The 18737-nt window shown below is 53.9% G+C and carries 19 protein-coding genes; 10 read left to right on the forward strand and 9 right to left on the reverse strand.

Annotated features, from left to right (window positions below; translation table 11 throughout):
• Positions 1–37: 37 nt before the first annotated feature.
• The 3 genes from EPD59_RS09330 to EPD59_RS09340 all read right to left on the reverse strand — a co-directional run bounded on the left by EPD59_RS09330 (position 38) and on the right by EPD59_RS09340 (position 3580).
• The gene (locus EPD59_RS09330; RefSeq protein WP_133272539.1) at positions 38–883 is read right to left on the reverse strand and encodes a class I SAM-dependent methyltransferase; all 846 of its coding nucleotides are present in this window, start codon (positions 881–883) and stop codon (positions 38–40) included.
• A gap of 612 nt (positions 884–1495) precedes the next feature.
• Positions 1496–1789, reverse strand: a complete 294-nt coding sequence (locus EPD59_RS09335) for a hypothetical protein (RefSeq protein WP_133272540.1) — start codon at positions 1787–1789, stop codon at positions 1496–1498.
• 336 nt (positions 1790–2125) lie between these two features.
• Complete coding sequence (locus tag EPD59_RS09340) at positions 2126–3580, reverse strand: IS1182 family transposase (protein WP_133272541.1); 1455 nt, start codon at positions 3578–3580, stop codon at positions 2126–2128.
• Positions 3581–3929: 349 nt separating this feature from the next.
• Here EPD59_RS09340 and EPD59_RS09345 point away from each other — a divergent pair, with 349 nt between their 5' ends.
• A complete protein-coding gene (locus EPD59_RS09345) occupies positions 3930–4244 on the forward strand; it encodes a cyclic-phosphate processing receiver domain-containing protein (protein ID WP_133272542.1) in 315 nt (104 codons plus the stop codon).
• 738 nt (positions 4245–4982) lie between these two features.
• Here the strand turns inward: EPD59_RS09345 and EPD59_RS09350 are convergent.
• Both EPD59_RS09350 and EPD59_RS09355 read right to left on the reverse strand, forming a co-directional pair.
• Positions 4983–5693 carry a pirin family protein gene (locus EPD59_RS09350; RefSeq protein ID WP_133272543.1) on the reverse strand — a complete coding sequence of 237 codons (711 nt, stop codon included), beginning with the start codon at positions 5691–5693 and terminating at the stop codon, positions 4983–4985.
• Positions 5690–6274 (reverse strand): nitroreductase family protein, encoded by a 585-nt coding sequence (locus EPD59_RS09355; protein ID WP_205703513.1) that lies wholly within the window; start codon positions 6272–6274, stop codon positions 5690–5692. The genes EPD59_RS09350 and EPD59_RS09355 overlap by 4 nt, the downstream gene beginning before the upstream one ends.
• A gap of 542 nt (positions 6275–6816) precedes the next feature.
• On the opposite strand from EPD59_RS09355, the gene EPD59_RS09360 reads away from it, so the two are divergent.
• The 7 genes from EPD59_RS09360 to EPD59_RS09385 all read left to right on the forward strand — a co-directional run bounded on the left by EPD59_RS09360 (position 6817) and on the right by EPD59_RS09385 (position 11913).
• Positions 6817–7824, forward strand: coding sequence for a 2-hydroxyacid dehydrogenase (locus tag EPD59_RS09360; protein WP_133272545.1), 1008 nt, complete (start codon positions 6817–6819; stop codon positions 7822–7824).
• Between the two features lie 147 nt (positions 7825–7971).
• Positions 7972–8844: a universal stress protein gene (locus tag EPD59_RS09365; RefSeq protein WP_133272546.1), complete on the forward strand. Its 873-nt coding sequence runs from the start codon at positions 7972–7974 to the stop codon at positions 8842–8844.
• An 81-nt stretch (positions 8845–8925) separates the two neighbouring features.
• Entirely contained in the window at positions 8926–9681 is a 756-nt protein-coding gene (locus tag EPD59_RS09370) for an MlaE family ABC transporter permease (RefSeq protein ID WP_133272547.1), read from the forward strand.
• A gap of 50 nt (positions 9682–9731) precedes the next feature.
• The gene (locus EPD59_RS09375) at positions 9732–10070 is read left to right on the forward strand and encodes a hypothetical protein (protein ID WP_133272548.1); all 339 of its coding nucleotides are present in this window, start codon (positions 9732–9734) and stop codon (positions 10068–10070) included.
• Between the two features lie 18 nt (positions 10071–10088).
• Entirely contained in the window at positions 10089–10523 is a 435-nt protein-coding gene (locus EPD59_RS23655; RefSeq protein WP_317128504.1) for an ATP-binding cassette domain-containing protein, read from the forward strand.
• Entirely contained in the window at positions 10496–10864 is a 369-nt protein-coding gene (locus EPD59_RS23660; RefSeq protein WP_317128505.1) for an ATP-binding cassette domain-containing protein, read from the forward strand. The genes EPD59_RS23655 and EPD59_RS23660 overlap by 28 nt, the downstream gene beginning before the upstream one ends.
• Positions 10865–10941: 77 nt before the next feature.
• Positions 10942–11913 carry an MlaD family protein gene (locus EPD59_RS09385; RefSeq protein WP_133272549.1) on the forward strand — a complete coding sequence of 324 codons (972 nt, stop codon included), beginning with the start codon at positions 10942–10944 and terminating at the stop codon, positions 11911–11913.
• Positions 11914–11941: 28 nt separating this feature from the next.
• Here the strand turns inward: EPD59_RS09385 and EPD59_RS09390 are convergent, their stop codons facing one another.
• Together EPD59_RS09390 and EPD59_RS09395 are read right to left on the reverse strand one after the other, a co-directional pair.
• The gene (locus EPD59_RS09390) at positions 11942–13483 is read right to left on the reverse strand and encodes a L,D-transpeptidase scaffold domain-containing protein (protein WP_133272550.1); all 1542 of its coding nucleotides are present in this window, start codon (positions 13481–13483) and stop codon (positions 11942–11944) included.
• Positions 13484–13500: 17 nt separating this feature from the next.
• Positions 13501–14325 carry a universal stress protein gene (locus EPD59_RS09395; protein ID WP_133272551.1) on the reverse strand — a complete coding sequence of 275 codons (825 nt, stop codon included), beginning with the start codon at positions 14323–14325 and terminating at the stop codon, positions 13501–13503.
• A 495-nt stretch (positions 14326–14820) separates the two neighbouring features.
• Here EPD59_RS09395 and EPD59_RS09400 point away from each other — a divergent pair, with 495 nt between their 5' ends.
• Entirely contained in the window at positions 14821–15639 is an 819-nt protein-coding gene (locus EPD59_RS09400; RefSeq protein WP_133272552.1) for a universal stress protein, read from the forward strand.
• A 54-nt stretch (positions 15640–15693) separates the two neighbouring features.
• Positions 15694–16608, forward strand: a complete 915-nt coding sequence (locus EPD59_RS09405) for a bestrophin family protein (RefSeq protein WP_133272553.1) — start codon at positions 15694–15696, stop codon at positions 16606–16608.
• Positions 16609–16853: 245 nt separating this feature from the next.
• Here EPD59_RS09405 and EPD59_RS09410 read toward each other — a convergent pair whose 3' ends face one another.
• Both EPD59_RS09410 and EPD59_RS09415 read right to left on the reverse strand, forming a co-directional pair.
• Positions 16854–17342, reverse strand: a complete 489-nt coding sequence (locus EPD59_RS09410; protein ID WP_133272554.1) for a GNAT family N-acetyltransferase — start codon at positions 17340–17342, stop codon at positions 16854–16856.
• 85 nt (positions 17343–17427) lie between these two features.
• On the reverse strand, positions 17428–18627 hold the full coding sequence (locus tag EPD59_RS09415) for a Kelch repeat-containing protein (protein ID WP_133272555.1): 1200 nt from the start codon (positions 18625–18627) through the stop codon (positions 17428–17430).
• Positions 18628–18737: the final 110 nt, after the last annotated feature.

An 18737-nucleotide genomic window follows, 5' to 3' on the forward strand; every position in this document is an offset into this window, starting at 1 on the left:
AAGCGAAGGTAAGACGCCTTCGGCAAAGTGCAATTCTCTATTTTTCGCCCATGACTACTACAGCTCCATAGTCAAGCGCCGCTTTTTTATCGGGATATTTTTGATCGACCAGTTCAAATACCTGCTGTTTGATTTTTTCTGTGGTTGCGGTATCCGCTTTGCTCAGGGCCGCTACCACCGGAGCCGCCACTTCGTTCATAAAATTCCAGTAGCGCTCGTTGTCACCGCAGGTTAGCTTGCCGGTTACCTCCTTTTCCGAAACGTGCTTAAAGCCAGCCTGTTTGAACAGATCAGCCAAAAAGCCCGGACTGCCACAGCGGAACATGCCCGGTGCCCTGGGCGCAGGAGCGGGCAAACTTATATTTTTCTGGATGGTGCCCATGATGGCGGTAACCCACGCATTTTTATCGGGCACGCCCCATACGGCAGCCGCAATTTTGCCCCCCGGCTTCAGTACCCGCGCCATTTCCTTGGCTGCCAAGAGCATATCCGGGAAAAACATAAATCCGAACCGGCAACTCACGGCATCAAAAGTGGCATCGTCGAAGGGCAGCTCGCTGACATCGCACACCACGGTTTCATAATTGGTGATACCTTTTCTGCTAGCCTTGTCGCGGGCTACTTCCAGCATTCCTTCCGCCAGATCAGTGATAACCACTTTTCCGCGGCTGGCCATGGTCGCAATCGTGAGGCCGGGCTCCCCGGTACCGGCCGCAATATCCAGCACCGTGTCAGTCGATTTTATTTGTAGGGCTTTGATAATCTCATCGCCCATGGGCTTCAGCCAGTCCATCGTAAAGTCGTCCCATTTTCGCCAGCCTGGCGAAAACTTGTTCCATGTTGCTTTCTGCTGCTCTCTAATTTGTTCCAGTTGCGTATCCATAGCTTGAATCTGGTGAAGTGAAGTAGATGCATAAATCGCGACGGAAGCAAAGGCAGTAAGATAAATAGGCTGACAGTAAGGGCTTGAGTATATAAAAATTCGTAGTCAGCATTTGAATGGGATTCTAAATATCCGCACACCTTTATGACCTAATATAGCGTTTTCTAGATTGTGATGCTAACCTACTTTTTGATCTAAATATTTTATGCGTTTTGTTCTATTCAATCAGCGCTTCAAGTAGAATTAAGGGCAGATGGATCAAAATTCAAAGTGCTCTTCACTAAGCTACTACGTGCTCCAGCCGGACTTTATGCACCTCAGATTGGGGGTCTTAAATATCTTTTTCGAGAAATATCTGGCAACGTGTTTGCTTTCGCGCTCCCTAAATAATCTAACTGCCTTGGTATATGAAAAACCAATACGATCCGAGTACCGGGGAACTCATTGTGGAAGCTAGAAAGGATATAGCAGCAGCTATGTGCCTGTTTCTGAGCTCCTGCCTTACGCTTATGTGCTGGGTATAAGCGACGAGCAGCCAGGGGAGTAAAGTGCAAAAAGCTCCCAAAGGAGAAGGTAGGAGCAGTAGCCGGGCAATGAAGCGGGTAATGGGAGTTATGCAGTGTGGTATTCTTCCATTACTTCCGCAAGCTCGATCTCTTCCAGCGGCGGCACCGGCGCGAAGCGCGACTCATGGAAGTTGGCCTCCGGAAAGCCCGGTGCTACATCGGCATTATTGATTTCATGTAGCGTAATACCGTAGCCCCGATGCGTATCATAGACGCCCCGCACGGTATAAATAGGGCCCCGCTTAGGAGTCTGAATATTCGGATTCTGCACCAATAACAGGGTAAAGTCATCGTTGGTGCAGATAACCTGCTGGCCCGGATGGAATAATGGCGGCTTCATGCAGCAAAGATACGGCAGGCTTATTCTGATAGAAACAGAGCGTTGAGCCTGCGAGCTTCATTATAAAAGTGCAGTGCTGGAAATATTCAAGCGGCAGTCAGAGGCATTAAGTCACTTCCGAAAAGCGACTATGCGTTTATCCCTTACCTACAGGCAGTATGTAAGTAAGAATACTTGTGTGCACGCATAATAGAACGAAATAAAACTATCGTCAAAAGCCATAATAACAACACAATATGGATAGTTAGGTAATGAACGATTCATGGGCTAGAAAACGGAAAGTTATTATCGCCAAGCTGACTTATCATGGATTGAGTATAATACTTTTTCAAGGCATCAGCTATAACACAAGTGGCTGTTGCAAAAGGAGAGTAGAAGCCAACGAAAGGGAGCCGGTGCTGGAAGCACTAACTCGCACCCGCCGGGCTGCCAGGAGTTAAAGCGCAGGTACTTCTTCAGATTGTAGGCCATCGCCGCTACATACAGCACCTTGGCAGCCCCTGCCTGGCCTTTTTTGGTGATATGGCGTACGCCGAAATAGGTAATTAAACTGCCCAAGACCGGTTCGACCGTCGACGCCCGCAGCCGGCGCATGCGTTGGCCGACGCGGGTAGCTAAGCGCGCCAGCATGCGATCGTACTGCCCTTTGTAGACCGTATGATGCAGGCGTTTTTCCCGCGCCTTCTTCCCCTTACACTGCGCTGCCAGCGGGCAGTGCTTGCAGTCGGCGGCTTTCGCCCAGTAGCGTTTCTTCGGGTTGCCTTGCCGATCAAGGATCAGCTTATCAAAAACCAGTTGTTTGCCCTGGCTACAGGTGTAGCGGTCCGTCACCGCATCGTAGGTAAACCCGGCGTGCTCGGCCTTATACTTGCCATGGGCCGGGATATAGCCGGTTAGGCCCCGCTTTTCCAGCTGCTCATAGTTTTCCCCGGAGCTGTACCCGGCATCGGCGACGACGGTGGTCATAGCCAGCGCAAAGGTCTGCAAGCGCTGCTGCGTGGAGTCGACAATGGCGAGTAAATACCGGCTGTCGCGCCAGTCGGCCAGGTCCGCGTGGATGTGGGTGATCACGTGCTGCGCCGCGTCGACACTCACACTGGCGGTGTACGCTAATTGGCGAATTTTGCCCGTTTTGAAGCAAATCCGGGCCTCCGGATCCGCCGGACTGTAGTGGGTCAGGTTGCTCACCAGTCGTCCGCTTTTGGTCGGGGCAGCCTTACGAATCGCGGCATGGAAGCGTTGAATATGCTGCAGGCGGTCCTCCGAAGCGGTGATGGGCGGGGCGTTGGTAGGGTCGACAGTGTTGGTTGCCTCCGTAGATGCCCTCGAACGCTTGGGCTGGAGCCGGCTCATGGACGCATTGGCCTTGATGTAGGCCGAATCCACCGCTTGGGTATGGCCACTGACGAGGCCCTGCTGGATGCACAGGCCGACGATGTGGGTAAAGCAGGCTTCAAAGACGGCCACCGGCAGGCGTTGCCGCGTCCGCGACAGGGTGCTGTGCCAGGGCAAGGGCTGGGCCAGGTCATAGCCCAAAAAGGCGCGAATGCCCAGATGCAATTGCGCCAGCTCCAAGAGTTTGCGATCCGAAGTAATGTTCTCCAAGTGACCCACCAAGAGCAACTTGACAAACACGACCGGATCGAGCGAGGGACGGCCGCCCGCGCTGTAAAAAGGGGCAAAAAGGGACCGTACGAAGCTGAAATCGACGGTCTGCAGCAGTTGCTGGTAGAAATGGCGCGTAGGCACCAGCTTCAGCAGCGAAGTCCGAATGGGATGAAAGCCGAGCATACGTTACCAACCTCGCACGCCTGCAGGAAGTTGACTTTTGCAACAGCCACACAAATTATGTTAATGACTGTTTCCGCGAAGACTACAAGTTGATGAGGCGCCCTCGCATCTTCCTTTTGTCTAACTAGGTTTCCTTTGGCAAAAGCCAGTAAGCGTATACTGCCGTAGTTCCTAAGGCAGATATCTTTGCTAGCAAAACTATGCTCATCGCACGATGGCCTCGGCAGTAGAAGTAGGTAAGTTTGTCGGCTAACTCAGCCTGAAGTGGGCTCTTAGTCTCCACTCACTCCTTGGTAAGAACGGCGGATAAAGCAGTACCAGCCGCTGAAATCCTCTCCACACTACTAGTATGACTACTTTTTACAAGCTCTACCTCGACGACCTGCGCACGCCTCGCGGCAGCGGTTGGACGGTCGTGCGCAGCTTCGAAGAGTTCGTGGCCACCATTGAGCAGTTGGGAGTACCCGACGAAATATCCTTTGACCACGACCTCGGTTGGGACGAGGCACACAATTGCGAGCGCAAAAGCGGATACGACTGCGCGAAGTGGCTGGTGGAGCAGCAACTACTGGTGCCACGCTTCAACGTGCATTCGGCCAATCCGGTGGGGGCGGCCAATATTCGGGCGCTGTTAGAAAATTATGCGCGGTTTCGCGGTGGCTGATTACTCATATTGGCATTTTGACTCTAGTAACCTCAAACGGCCGGTGACATAAAATCTGCTAGGGAATAGTCCAATAAGTCGACTTACGTTAGGCAGATGCCTGCGGTCGTAGCAAAAAAACCAACTAGGGCCTGGTGGTTGTTAACGAGCGACAGCGTTGCTTTTTAATCGAATACACTTGTCCACAAGCTCCTCGATTAACCTCGGCGTCAGCAAGCCAACTTGACCGCAGGTAATCATCAACAGCAAACGATAGGGGCGGTCCAGGGCGCCCGCGAAGGCACCGCACCAAAACAGGCTCCGACTACTGCAGTAATCCGTTGTGCCGGACGTATCATTCGGCATCCGATAGCTAACGCAATGGCCACTAGGCAAAAGGTGTAGAAGCACAGGCCTTGAGAAATGCTCCAAGAGACGGGCGTGCGGTACTCACCCCGGAAGTGGAGTTGCACGAATCGGCCGATGAAGGCACTACTGTAGAAGCCAAGAAGCGAAGCAACTAGACGCCAACTCACCTCCCATCCTACCTGAAACAGTTTAGGCATTTCGTTAAAATTGGCTGTCTGATAAGGTGTTTTATGTAAACTTATCAAGAGAATCGGCCGTCTCCAATCTGAAAAAGTAAGGTATCCATTCTCAAATTATCCAGAGCCTCAATCCTTCGCACGCATTTAACCTAAACGCAAAAAAGCCGGTGGTTTGCAACCGCCGGCTTTTTATCTACAATGCAAACTGTACCTAATGATTAATGGGTGCTTCGATCAGTAAAAACCGCGTATCCGCCGCGCACTCCAAGCTAACGTGGTCAGTTTCCCAGATACCCATGCTGTCCCGAGCTTGAAGGGTCTGCCCGTCCAGCATAATGCTGCCGCTGATGACGAATAGGAACAAGGCTTTATTCAGCGGATTAAAACGGTAATCTACCGTTTGAGGTGCCTCATAATAGCCTAAGGAAAGCTTTGCGTTCTGGTTGATCCAGCAATGCGCCTGCCCTTCCTCGTTGCTGACAATGGTAGTCAGCTGGTTTTTACGCTTAGCTTCCGGAAACTGCCGGCGCTGGTAGCGGGGGGCAATATTCTGCAGCTTCGGCTCGATCCAGATTTGCAGGAAATTTACCTCGTCGTCGCCTACGTTGTGCTCCTCGTGGCGCATGCCGGTGCCGGCGCTCATGATTTGCACCCAATCCTGGTGCACCACTTCAGTGTAGCCCAGGGTGTCTTTGTGGTTCATGCTACCGGCCAGCATCACGGAAATAATCTCCATGTTGGTGTGCGGGTGAATGCCAAAGCCGTTGCCCGGCTGCACGAAGTCGTCGTTGAACACGCGCAACAGGCCAAAGCCATTGCGCTCAGGATTGGCGTAGCTGCTAAAGCTAAAAGTGAAGTTGCTTTTTAGCCAGCCGATGTCTTTGCGGCCCCGTTCGGCGGCCCGAGTGATGCTGAATTTCATACCGCGACGGGCAACTGATGCGTGAATACGAACTCACTTAGGGGCTTACGCTGACGGGGGGCATTTTCGCGGCTGCGCAAAGGCTCGTCTAGCTGTTCGGCCGGGCCGGCGTAGCCAAGTGCCAGGAAAGCAACCGGTTCAAAGTTCGCCGGTAATTCAAATTGCTCGTGGGTGCGGTCTCTATCAAAGCCTCCCATGGCATGTACCGACAGGCCGAGGGCAGTAGCTTCGAGTGTCAGCGTGGCGTTTGCGGCGCCCACATCGTGTAGGGCGCTGGGGTTTAGGTGGCCGTTGTCGTAATGCGTTTTTACCAGCGACAGGATGAGCACGGGCGCATGTTTGGCCCAGACTTGGTTGGCGGGCACCAGGCATTCCAGCAAGCGGTTGAACGCTTCCGGGTCCGACTGATCGGCGTATATGTAGCGCCAGGGCTGCTCATTCATGGCGCTCGAAGCCCACGAGGCAGCTTCAAATACACGATTGAGATCTTCTGGGTTTACTTCTTGACTGGTAAAAGAGCGTGGGCTCCAGCGTTGCCGAATCAGGTCGCTGACGGGGTAAGTTGTGGGGGCAGTTCTCATGATCAGTGTTCAATTATTAAGATGGCCAGGATCATAAATGAGCTCGATCCGGGTGCAAGCGCTTTCTCAGCACTAGCAATAGCAGGCAAATAATGGGGGCTGAAGTGCTAAATGCTTTACAAATGTATATACATTTAATGTACATACATAGTTTCATAATTTATTTATCCGATTTATATTTTGAAGTAGCAAGGAATAATGAGAGCCCCGTCCCGGATAAGACGCACTAGCAGCTTAAGACAAAGCTATTTGCCTACTGACGCGAGGGGCGAAGTAAATCCTCTTACTTAAGGTCTGAAAAAGCCCCCAGAAGATGAAAATGAGTGTTGGGCCGGCCACCAACTGCCACGAACCAATAGTGCTGGGATAGTGGGGTTTGCATACGGAATTTTCGCTGCTGGGGGGCTTTTAGGTTGTATATTTAGCAAAGACAATACGATGCCTGCCCCGTTCGGGAGCAAGCTGAACGCTACGCCTAGCGAGTAGCCTTTGGCTTATGGAATACGCTTAAGCCTCCCGATTTTACTTCTTATCCATCTCGCATGAACATCACGTTTTTTAGCTCCAAGCCTTACGATCAGCAGTACTTCAACGAAGCCAATGGGGAGTTTGGGCACCAACTTCAGTTTCTGGAAGTGCCGCTGAACGCTCACACGGCCGTGCTGGCCCAGGGAGCAGGGGCCGTGTGCGTGTTTGTGAACGATGTGGTGAATGAGTCTGTGCTGCACCAACTGTCGGACAACGGTGTGCAGCTGATGGCGCTGCGGTGCGCGGGCTACAACAACGTGGACCTCAAAGCTGCGGCGGCGCTGAATATGCCCGTCGTGCGGGTGCCGGCCTACTCGCCCTACGCCGTGGCCGAGCATACACTGGCGCTGATTCTGACCCTTAATCGTCAGACGCACCGCGCTTACAACCGCGTGCGGGAAGGTAACTTCGCCCTGACTGGCCTGATGGGTTTTGACCTGCACGGCAGCACCGTGGGCCTTATCGGACTCGGTACCATCGGCATGGTCACGGCCCGTATTCTGAAGGGGTTTGGGTGTCGGGTGCTGGGCTTTGATATCAAGCCTAGCGCGGAGTGCCAGGAGATAGGAGTGGAGCTTACCGACCTGGATTCGCTCTATGCCCAGTCCGACATTATCTCGCTGCATTGCCCGCTCACGCCCCAAACGCATCATCTGATCAACGAGGAGTCGATTGCGAAGATGAAAAATGGGGTGATGCTGATTAATACCAGCCGGGGGGCAATTATTGATGCCAGGGCTGTTATCAAGGGACTTAAGTCACAGAAAATCAAATACCTGGGGCTGGATGTATATGAAGAGGAGGGCGACCTGTTTTTCGAAGACCTATCGGGCAAGGTCATTCAGGATGACGTGTTCATGCGCCTGCTTTCCTTCAACAATGTGCTCATAACCGGCCATCAGGCTTTTTTTACTGCCAACGCGCTCCATAGTATCGCCCACATTACCCTGCAAAATATCACCGACTTCGAGCAAGGAAAGAGCCTTGTCAATGCTGTGCCTTTCGAAAAAAGCCCCCAATAACTGTCTAGCGGCAACTAAGCCGTATCTGATTTCGGCAGAAAGAAGTGATGAAAGTCATGGCAAAAAGTGTTGTTTCTTATTACTAAACCGCAATAAATCACGAAGCTTTAGATACAGTCTTTTCGGCCACCATTTTACGTCCCCGTCATGGAACCTTCCTTTCTGGTACTCACAGATTTGTCCCCCAAGTCGCAGCGGGCGGTTTACCTGACGGCGCTTCTGGCGGCCGCCGCTAATGGTCAGGTAATTTTGCTGCATCTGGAAAATATGCCGATGCTCGAACCGGAGCTGGGTTTGGTTACTATTCCCGAGCAGTACTACCGGCAGGAGCGCCGCGATACGCTGGATGCGCTGGCGGCGCTGGCCCGGCACTTGCCCGCTCCAGCCGTTGTGGAAAGTGAGGTAGGCAGCCTCCACGATGTGCTGGGGGAGTTGATCGGCCGGTGGCAGCCGCAGATGCTTGTAATGGGCTTGGCCGCAGAGCATGATGTGCTCGATGAGATGCTGATGAATCAGGCCCTGCCCGCACTTCGGCAGACCGGCCTGCCGCTCCTCCTGGTTCCGGAAGAAACCGACGTTGCGCAGGATCCTGTGCTGCCGCTGCCCCGGCTGGTGGCCGTAGCCGCCGACGGCGAGGAGTTTCATCTAGCCGACTCTTCCCTTGCATTTCGGTCGGTGCTGGAGAGCTGGTCGGCGCAGTATTCCATTGTGCATATCGCCACTCCCCACGACCCCTCCGATGGTGGCATCAGCCGGGCCGAGGCCACGGTGCACCAGAGCGGCTTGCTGCCGGCTGAGACCAAGTACACAACCTATCAGATTCGCTGGCAGCCACGCAGCAAAGGCATTGTGCAGGCCGCCCTTGATATTCAGGCCGATATGGTGGTGATACTGGCCCGGCCGCGCACCTTCCTGAGCAGCATTTTCAACATGGGAGTGGCCGCCGAGGTCGTGCGCATCAGCACGGTGCCCGTGTTGTTGCTGCCCACCGTCGACCGGCCGAAGCCCGCGCCCCAATAGATTGGGTGCTGAGTGGCGCTGCCGAAGCTCATTGAACGCTTCCAGCCACGATTCCTTGGTTTCACTGACTGACCCAATGCGATGAACAGTACTATCCTGGCCGAAACGGGGGCCATTACGAGCTTCGCCTTCCGATTTTTTCGTCATGGTTTCAGGCCCCGCTACGAGGTGCAGGAACTGCTCTATCAATGCTACGTCATTGGGTATCAGTCGCTGCCGCTGGTGGGGGTCACGGGGTTTATTATGGGTATAGTACTCACCCTGCAAAGCCGGCCCACCATGGCACAGTTTGGGGCCGAATCTTGGATTCCGACCATGGTGGGGCTGACCATCGTTCGCGAAATGGGCCCCATTATTACAGCGCTGATTTTTGCCGGCAAAATCGGCTCCAGCATTGGGGCCGAGCTGGGCTCGATGCGCGTAACCGAGCAGATTGACGCCATGGAAGTAGCTGGCACAAACCCATTTAAATACTTAGTAGTAACCCGGGTGCTGGCCACCACGCTCATGCTGCCGGTGCTCACCCTACTTGCCGACGCCATTGCCCTGTATGCGGCCTACGTCGGTATCAATCTGAAAGGCGTCACTACACTGGCCCTGTTCACCAACAACATCATCTCTACCCTGAACTTTGGCGATGTCGTGCCAGCGGTTATCAAAACCTTCTTTTTTGGCTTTGCTATTGGTATAATTGGCTGCTACAAAGGTTATTACGCCAACAAAGGAACGGAGGGCGTGGGACGAGCAGCCAACTCGGCGGTCGTTGTGTCGTCGCTGGTCATTTTTCTGCTCGATTTGCTGGCCGTACAGATTACGAGTGTTCTTGGCCTCAACTGAGTTAAGGGTAGCCATTTGAGTATTGTTCTCTGACATTAATCATCAAGGCCATGAGTAAGGATTTGGTACTGAGTCTCATAAAAGGACTTCACACACTGATATGGCTGTTTTTTAACGTCGTTATTTTCTACCTACTCTACGCAGCTATTACCGGCCAGCTCGACCACTGGCTTTGGCTGGGCTACGGCTTGGTAGCGCTGGAAGGACTGGTGCTCGTAGGCTTCAGCTTCTTCTGTCCGCTGACGATACTGGCCCGGCAATACTCCGACTCGTCGGCCGATAATTTCGATATCTACCTGCCGAACTGGCTGGCCAAGAATACCAAACTCATCTACACTTCCCTAGTGCTCATAAGTGCTATAATCACAACGTACCAACTGCTGAAATAGCTACTCGAACGCTTTCCTATGCTTCCTGATTCTGCCCCATTGTCAGCTTCCACTGTCGCCTCGCCTGCCGAGGAGGTGCTCACGGTGGAGCACGTGAGTAAGTCATTCGGCGATAACCACGTGCTGCAGGATTTTTCGCTTACCCTGCACCGGGGCGAAAACCTGGTGGTGCTGGGCAAGTCGGGCTCGGGTAAGTCGGTGCTTATAAAATGCATTATCGGCCTGCTGCCTATCGATGCGGGCCGAATTACGGTGCTGGGCCAAGACGTAGGCGCGCTTGGCCACGATGAGCTGGACCAACTACGAACTAAAGTGGGGTTCCTCTTCCAAAGCAATGCTCTCTACGATTCCATGACGGTACGCGAAAACCTACTGTTTCCGCTGCGGCGCCACTCGATGGCTAACCGCCGGGGCAGGAGGAAAGCATGGTGCTACAGGCTTTGGACGATGTAGGATTGGTTGATACCATTGATCAGATGCCGGCCGAGCTGTCGGGCGGACAGCGTAAGCGCATTGCCCTGGCCCGCACCCTTATCATCCCGCCCGAAATCATTCTGTATGATGAGCCCACCACCGGCCTCGACCCGATAACGGCGCGTGAAATTTCCCAGCTTATTCGTGAGGTGCAGCAGAAGTACACCACCTCCGCCCTTATCATCTCGCACGATATGAATTGCGTGCGTCTCACCGCCGACCGAGTGGCGCTATTGGTGGATGGGCGCTGCCACGCCGAAGGTACCTACCAGGAATTGCAGCAACTGGACGACCCAGATACTCGCGAGTTTTTTGTCTGATACGCTCCGTAAAAAAGCCCCCCAGATACAAATATCAGGTATGTAAAGCTTCCATTTTTCCCTTATTGTTAAGCAAGATGCCGCAATCTACCGCCAGTAATCATATTCGCCTGGGCTTATTTGTGGCCGTAGGAGTGGGCTGCCTAATGGCGGTTCTGTTTCTGCTGGGGCGCAAGCAGAATCTGTTTGGCTCGTCGCTGGAGGTAATGGCCGATTTTCGGAATGTATCGGGGCTACTGATCGGCAACAACGTGCGCCTGGCCGGCATCGATGTAGGCACCGTTCGCCGCATCCAGATTGTAAACGACAGCACAGTGCGCGTCGTCATACACCTGAACCGTGATGTACAGCCTTTTGTGAAGAAGAATGCCGTAGCCTCCATCGGCACCGATGGCTTGGTGGGAAATACCATCATCAACCTGAACGCAGTGGCCGCTCCAGCGCCGCCCATTGAGCCCGGCGACATGCTGCGCACCAAGAAACCCTTGGCCGTGGCGGATATGCTCAATACGCTCGATATATCGAACAAAAATCTGGTGGGCATTACCCAAGACCTGCGCCAGATTACGAGCAAGCTCAATGGCAGTAAAGCCATCTGGCAGGTGTTAGACGATCAGCAATTAGCTGAAAATTTGGGCGTAACTCTGCGCCGTGCCGCCAGCACTACAGCCGCCTTACAGGCCTCCGCCCTCGATTTGCAGCGTATCACCAACGACGTGCGCCGAGGACGCGGCCCAGCTGGCTACCTGCTCACCGATACATCCTTCGCCAATCGGATGCGCTACACCACGCGCCAGCTCGCCAGCTCTTCCGATACGCTGGCCGCCACCATGGCATCCTTGAAGCAGCAAGTGCAAACCAGTGGTGGCCCCCTCAATACCTTGCTGGTTGATACTGCCATGAGTCAGCAGCTGCGCCGAACGCTGCAAAACGTGGAAAAAGGCACTGAAGGCTTCAGCCGAAACATGGAAGCATTGCAGCACAACTTCCTGCTGCGAGGGTACTTTCGCCGGCAACAGAAGAAACAAGCCCAAGCGCCCGCGCCTTAGCTAAGCCAAGTGAAGTAGTGAGAAAGCTTTACTCAATTGGGGCTACCGGCAAGCGCGGGCTGTTTTGGGGGGCAAATAATTGCCGCCGCAATGCTTCATCGCGGCCGTATACATCGGGATAAAACTTGAGTTCGCCCGCCACCACGGCGCACGTGGCGTAGCGTATGTGAAAGGCTATGGGGCGCTTCAGCGTAATGGTGCGCGGCTTGGGGGCGGCTTCGCATTCGGCTTCGGAAGGTAGAGCTACGCTGGTGCTATCGGGGCCGAGCAAGTAGGAGGCCAGCCGCATGGGGCGCTCCGTACGCATGCAGCCATGGCCCAAGGCCCTGTTGGTCAACTCAAAATCGCTGGTTTCGGAGGTCGCGTGCAGGTAGACGGAGTACGGGTTGGCAAAGCGAAAGATAATGTTGCCCAGCGTGTTGCCACACCCCGGATTTTGACGAATACTGTACGGAAAATTCTTTGCTGTCACGTGCTGCCATTTCACCGTTTTGGGATCTAGGCGGCGGCCTTTGGCATCGTAGAGGGAGTAGTTGTTTTCGGCCAAGAAATCGTGCTCCGAGGGATACTTAGCGTTTTCCTTCAGATAAGGCAGAATTTCGGTTGTGGCAATACTATGTGGCACATGCCACTCCGGTGCCACCGTAAATGAGGTAAGTCGGCTGCTGAGCGTGGGAGTGGGACTATCGGGACGGCCCACCACAAGGCGGTGGGTTTGGCGCACGCGGCCGTTGTCCACTACTTCCATGGTGTGTGCGGCCAAGCTCACCAGCACGTAGCTTGAATCGGGGATGGCATCCCAGCGCCAGCGCTCTAGGGTGAGGGCTATCTGCTCCGTTTTTCGTTGCCGAGCTACCGAATCGGGCCCTTTGGGTTGCCGCCGCCACCTGACTAGCGCCTGCTGGAGCTGCTGGTACTCGCGGTGGCGGGGCTGGCAGCGCAGCAGCGCAGCCGCAAAGTCCGGCGCTTCGAGGGCGCTGCTGACCCATACGGCCGGGTCAAATGGGCCTTCTGCCTTTTCCAAGGGCGACGGCACAAAGGCGTGGAGCTGGCCCCGGCGCAGGTGCTTGGCAAACTGCAGCAAGCCATCGGTGAGCAGTACCTCAAAGCGGGCCTGCTGGGCTTGCTGACGTGCGACGGACGTGGGCCAGGTTATCGAATCGGTGAGGGCTAACAAGGCCGACGCATGATAGGCGCTCGGCTGCAGGCCGTAGTCTTCGGCCCCAACTAACAACGCAAGAGCAGCGCGACCAGTGGCATTGGGCTCTAGGCCGGTGCTCCAGGCCGGCAAAAAGCGGCGCTTTGTGTAAAAACTGCGGGCTTCCTTTAAGTCTACTGCGGGCTGCTGGTGTTGAGCCCACGCCGCTTTAGGCCGGAGAAGAACCTGAATGCGGGCGGATACTTTGGGTGCGATTTGGCTTCCCTCCACACTGGTAGAACTGCGCGAGGCGTGCGCACCCGGAACTGCCCGTAGAAAAGGCGTCAAGGTAAGCACTAAGGCTAGAAACCAGTGCTGATACACACGCATAAGCAGGAGCAGAAATGAATACGATAGTAAGAAATCGGCCAAAACCTGTTGGCCTAATCTTACTTCGTGGTGGGCAGCACCAGCACCGGCACCGGACTACGACGCAGGATATCGGCCGTGACGCTATGGTGAAAAAGCCCCCCAAGGAAGGAGTGCGGCCGGGCCAGCAGCACAAGAAGCTGGGCCTGCAGCTCCGCGGCCGCGTGCAGAATGCCGTCGGCCGGAGCTTCTTCGCACACTTCGTACAAGCTATTGTTGGAAAGCTCGCCAAATAACCCCGTTTGTTGCGCTGATGCCAGCCCCACTTCCGCTTTCGACGGGCCATGTCCGGCCGTTACGTGCACGACGGTCGTCTCAGGCTGTAGGGCATTAAATAGCTCCGCTAACGCCAGTGAAGGCGCACTCAGCGAGAAAGGACGAGCATCGGTGGCGACTATAATGCGCTGTGGTAGCTCCGCATCGTGCCATCTCTCTGGCACGAGCAGCAAGGGATGATGCGCGTCCTGCAGAATAGGAACCGCACGATTGCCCACCAGCCGGTCCAGCAGGTTATCGGGCTCCTCCCGCCCCAGCGCCAGCAGCAAAGGACGGTGTTGCTGCACCACATTGGCCAGCGCTGCACTTAGCACATCAACAACGACTTCGGTATCGGCTGGCACGGGCAATGTGCTGGCCCGCTGTACCATATTGGTCATAATCTCCTGTCGGCTGGCCACTAGCACCGGCGCCGCCACCATTGATACTTCCGGTTCCAGCACGGGGTCCAGAAATACATGCAGTAGTACAAGTCGCCCATCTAGGCGTTGGGCCAGGCGAGTAGTATACATCAGCGCCGCCTCCGCAGAGCGCGACAAATCGGTCAGAACTACGAAGGTCGGTTGCATAGCCAATAGATTTCAGTGAGAGAAGTGAAGGAGCAGAGCGGGGGTAAAGCCTAGACGATTTGCTGGTGTACAGCCGGAATTAGTTACTATCTAAAGATCGTCAATTTGTTGCGCCTGTAAAATGATGAACGTCAAATGACTAAATGACTTATCTCATCCTAATAGAGTGCTACTCAGCGCTGGGTCTTACGTCGTCATTCGTAGCCCAGATTTCCCTCGTACTGCGTCACTAATTGAGGCTTTTATCATGCGTTGGCAACCCAATCGACACGCAAATACCTGTGTAGGTACATTAATTTTTTTAATCTGAGGCCCTTACTTACAAAGTTAAATATTTGATAGTCAGTTTGTTGTGTATAATAACCAACACTTAATTTTGGTCATAGTTGAGCTTTAACGGAATTATAACCTCCTGTTAATATCACTTTAATTAGGGTGTTTTTGCTTTGTCTGACTTCTATCTGCCCAGTCTATCAACGAACCAAGAACATCATTATGAAAAAAATAGTAATTCCAACCGAGTTAACCCTCTATTCTCTAAATCTGGTTAAACACGCCCTAACCCTACTAAAAGGGGAAACCTGCGAGATTACTCTGCTGCACCACACGCCCTTACCCGACTCTATTACTGAGTTGCTGCTGTTGCCGCGCGAGGCGGACAAGGCTCGGGAGCCTGACGCCGAGTTTGTGAAGGCCCTGGAGCGGCTGCAAAAGTCTTATGCACTCGAAATCCACGATATCCGTATTGTTCATCTCTGCTGCGACACCTCTCTGACAATCAAAAATTTCGTTATTGATAATCAGATTGATCTGGTGCTGAGCCCTGTATCTCTGACGAACCCATCGGAGGCAATGCGGCATTTCAGCAGCTTGGTACAGGATATTCCCTTTCCGGTTTTATATATCCCCGAGTTCTTCGAAACAACCCAGTTCCGCAAAATCGCCTTTGTGCTGGACGAAGAAGCTCGCACGAACACCCTGCCCGACAAAGCGCTGGTTGACCTGCTGTGTAGGAAAGACTACCACGTAACGTTCCTGCTCGTGTTTGCCCCTGGCACCAGTACGGCCAAGATAAAACAAGCCTTGGACGCGCTGTATGCTGCCCCTGTATTGCACGGCGTGGAATTCTCGGTGCACCTGCAGCAGCAGCGCGACCTGACAACCGGTGTGGTTTCCTTTATTGAGGAGTTTGAAGTAGACCTAGTCGTTACCTGCAAAAAGCGAAGCATGCTCGATTACCTGCGCAAGGGTCGCAACCGCAGTGTCCGCGACAAAGCCATCAACACGAAAGTGCCTTGCCTATCGGTCGCGTAGAGTGCGACTATCCTTGCTCATGTATTTCTGGTAACGCCTAGTTACGATCCTATTATGTTATTAAGAACCAAAATTCCGCTTAGCTACGTCTTTGGGAAAATAAAGCGAGAGGTCCTGTTTGTGTTCGTCTACGCCACATTGATCGCGATAGAAGACCAATTTTTTCATGTCATGTCGCTTTCCCTGCCACTGAGCGTTCCGATGGTGCTCGGTACGGTGCTCTCGTTGCTGCTGGCGTTCAAGTCGAACCAGGCCTACGACCGCTGGTGGGAAGCCCGCATTGTCTGGGGGGCAATTGTGAACGATTCGCGCTCCCTTATCCGCCAGGTTCTTTGCTTTACCGATGCGCCCTACGCGCCGCAGGAAATCAGTGCCTGGGTGGAGCGCTTCACAAACCGGCAAATTGCCTGGAGCTACAGCCTGGGCATGGCGCTGCGCAATAAGATGGACGTGGAGAAAATTCGCCGCTACCTAGCGCCCGAAGAACTGGCTTTTATCACCAAGCACGATAACCTGCCCAACGCCTTGCTAGAACTGCACGCCCGTGATTTGCGCTACGCCCTAAATGAAGGCTGGGTAAACAGCTACCAGCAGGTAGAACTCGACGCAACTCTAACCCGACTGACGGATTCGATGGGCAAATGTGAGCGGATAAAAAACACTGTGTTTCCGGTGACCTACACGCTGTATACTCACTTTTCCCTATTCTTTTTTGTGCTGTTGCTGCCCTTCGCTCTCCTCGAGATATTCGGCGTGCTAGAGGTGTTAATGGTCGTCGCTATCTCGTCCGCGTTTTTCCTAATCGAAAAAATGGCCATTCACCTGCAGGATCCCTTTGAAGGCAAGCCCACAGATACCCCCGTGACGGCCATTGCCCGCACCATTGAGGTAAATCTGAAGCAGATGATTGGGGATAAGAATTTGCCGAAAGAGAATATGCCTCTTGCCAGCACGTACTATGTGATGTGAGGAAGCGGGACGAATAGCCTCATTATGAATGCAGGTAATACCCTCCTGGCTATTGTGCTCATTGTGAGTAGTAATTTGTACGAAATTGCTTCGAAAAAAGCCCCTCAGACTTAAACTGGGGGGCTTTTTTCGTGGCTTAATCAAAAGCATACCTATTCTTCTTATACTCGACGAAATGGCTTAAAGCGCGCAGAAATGCACAATGTAGCAGTAGTGCTGAACATACATATATTGAGCGGCTTATGTCAAAGAAACAATTCGAGTTGGATGTCACTGCGCTCATAAGGCGAGGGCAAACCCGAGATAGTAGGGCGAAAACCCAATTCCCGGTACAGATGCAGGGCCGGAGCCAACTTAGTATTGCTTTCTAAGTACAGGCGCCGAGCGCCTAAGGCCCGAGCTTTGGCAATAGCGGCCTCTGCTAGTTTCCGCCCGATGCCCCGGCCTTGTAGGGCGGCCGTAACCGCCATCTTGCCCAACTCAAAGCTCGTATCATCTATTTTATAGAGCGCACATGTGCCTACAATCTGGCCGCCATAGCTGGCTAAGAAAATGTGACCTCCTCGCTGAAGAACATACTCTTCCGGGTTGTCAAGGACGCACAGGTCCGCTGGTTCAAGGTGAAAGTACTGTTCAATCCATTCGGTATTCAGGCGCTTAAAGTCAGCCTGGTGCTTCGATTCATAATGCAGCAGCTGTACTTCAGGCGTTCCTGCGAGTTCGGTGGATTCCATAGCTAAAAGATAAAGCTGATGAGCAAATTATCCACGTTTGGCTAGAATCTTAGTTCTCATCCGTCCTCTATAGACAAGTAGCGAGCTAGGGTGTGAACTCCCACAGCTCTGAGGAAATGCCGATAGACGGAATCCCACCGACCACGTAACCTTTGCCATTTAGGCTAAAGCCCTGCGTGTAATAGAATGCCGCGCCGGGAAACCGCGTCTTCAGTGTCCACGCGTCGCGGGCTGGGTCATACTCATAGATGTCTTTGGTGAAATTGATCCCCGCGTAGGCTTTGCTGCCCACGACAAACGCCATCAGTGCCCTGCGCGACTGAGGTAGGGTCGCCTTGAGGGACCAAGTGTCGGTGCTGGGCGTATAGGCCCAGAAATTATCGAGGAGCTGCACTCGTTCCTGGACGTCCCCTGTCCCTCCAGCCACGTAGGCGCTGTTGCCCAAGGTAAACCCCACGGCGTCGTAGCGCGGCGAGCCGGGGAAGTCTTTTTTCTGCGTCCAGGTATCCGCCTGCGGATCATACTCCCACGTGCGCCGGTCGGCCTTCGTCCCCACCAAGTAGGCTTTCCCGTTCAGCGTAAACGTCACGCTAAAGCCGTCTTCCCGCGGGCTGGGCAGACTGGCTTTGGGCGTCCACTGGTTCGTGGTAGGGCTAAAGGCGTAGAAATCATGTACCAGTAATGCGGTGTTATTGGCATTGCGGCCCATGCCCACGTAGATCAGGGAGCCGAGGCTAAACGCTACCGCATTCGAGCGCAACGGGCCGAGCAGATCGGCTTGGCGCTCCCAGCCGTTGGCGGCCGGGTCATAGCGCCACAGGTCCCGCTGGGTGAAGCGAAAGCCGGGCGGCATGAGTTCCCCTAGGCCCCAATAGGCCACAGTCCCGCTGCTGACGACCACCGGCCACAGGCGCGCACTGGGCGTATCGGCCCGGCGGCGCCAGCGTCCGCTGAGCACGGTAAAGGGGGTGACGCTGGTCGTGCGCTGCCCCCGGACCTGCAAGGCCACCAGGCCCGAGGTGGCTCCTGGGGGCACGCGCACTAGTAGCGTATCGCCACGAACGGCAAAGGGCGTGGTGGGCGTCGTATCAAAATAGAGGATGTTCTCCGTCGCCGCCGGGCTGCTATTCATTGTCAGGATGCGCACCAAGGCCCCGATGGTATCCGCGGTGCTGACAAAACTCACAATGCGGGGCTGTGGCCCGGTTTGTTCGGTTTCCTTAGGGTCTTTTTGGCAGCCGAGTAGGAAACCCACCAGTAGAAGCCCGATTAATAATTTAACCATAACAGGATAAGGAAAGTAGCTAACGTAGAACGACTGAAAGATAACTTCTATTCTCCGCAACGCCCAGAGTATATATAGGAAAGTGAATTTGCAGTAGGAACATGAAAATA

It is taken from the genome of Hymenobacter radiodurans (assembly GCF_004355185.1).
Classification (GTDB): domain Bacteria; phylum Bacteroidota; class Bacteroidia; order Cytophagales; family Hymenobacteraceae; genus Hymenobacter; species Hymenobacter radiodurans.

Coding starts and splice junctions, on each gene's coding strand:
- EPD59_RS09335 (WP_133272540.1), bottom strand. CDS start 1,789: ATGAAGCCGCCATTATTCCATCCGGGCCAGCAGGTTATCTGCACCAAC.
- EPD59_RS09415 (WP_133272555.1), bottom strand. CDS start 18,627: ATGGTTAAATTATTAATCGGGCTTCTACTGGTGGGTTTCCTACTCGGC.
- EPD59_RS09370 (WP_133272547.1), top strand. CDS start 8,926: ATGAACAGTACTATCCTGGCCGAAACGGGGGCCATTACGAGCTTCGCC.
- EPD59_RS09385 (WP_133272549.1), top strand. CDS start 10,942: ATGCCGCAATCTACCGCCAGTAATCATATTCGCCTGGGCTTATTTGTG.
- EPD59_RS09340 (WP_133272541.1), bottom strand. CDS start 3,580: ATGCTCGGCTTTCATCCCATTCGGACTTCGCTGCTGAAGCTGGTGCCT.
- EPD59_RS09400 (WP_133272552.1), top strand. CDS start 14,821: ATGAAAAAAATAGTAATTCCAACCGAGTTAACCCTCTATTCTCTAAAT.
- EPD59_RS09355 (WP_205703513.1), bottom strand. CDS start 6,274: ATGAGAACTGCCCCCACAACTTACCCCGTCAGCGACCTGATTCGGCAA.
- EPD59_RS09345 (WP_133272542.1), top strand. CDS start 3,930: ATGACTACTTTTTACAAGCTCTACCTCGACGACCTGCGCACGCCTCGC.
- EPD59_RS23660 (WP_317128505.1), top strand. CDS start 10,496: ATGGTGCTACAGGCTTTGGACGATGTAGGATTGGTTGATACCATTGAT.
- EPD59_RS09330 (WP_133272539.1), bottom strand. CDS start 883: ATGGATACGCAACTGGAACAAATTAGAGAGCAGCAGAAAGCAACATGG.
- EPD59_RS09365 (WP_133272546.1), top strand. CDS start 7,972: ATGGAACCTTCCTTTCTGGTACTCACAGATTTGTCCCCCAAGTCGCAG.
- EPD59_RS09360 (WP_133272545.1), top strand. CDS start 6,817: ATGAACATCACGTTTTTTAGCTCCAAGCCTTACGATCAGCAGTACTTC.
- EPD59_RS09375 (WP_133272548.1), top strand. CDS start 9,732: ATGAGTAAGGATTTGGTACTGAGTCTCATAAAAGGACTTCACACACTG.
- EPD59_RS09405 (WP_133272553.1), top strand. CDS start 15,694: ATGTTATTAAGAACCAAAATTCCGCTTAGCTACGTCTTTGGGAAAATA.
- EPD59_RS09350 (WP_133272543.1), bottom strand. CDS start 5,693: ATGAAATTCAGCATCACTCGGGCCGCCGAACGGGGCCGCAAAGACATC.
- EPD59_RS09395 (WP_133272551.1), bottom strand. CDS start 14,325: ATGCAACCGACCTTCGTAGTTCTGACCGATTTGTCGCGCTCTGCGGAG.
- EPD59_RS23655 (WP_317128504.1), top strand. CDS start 10,089: ATGCTTCCTGATTCTGCCCCATTGTCAGCTTCCACTGTCGCCTCGCCT.
- EPD59_RS09410 (WP_133272554.1), bottom strand. CDS start 17,342: ATGGAATCCACCGAACTCGCAGGAACGCCTGAAGTACAGCTGCTGCAT.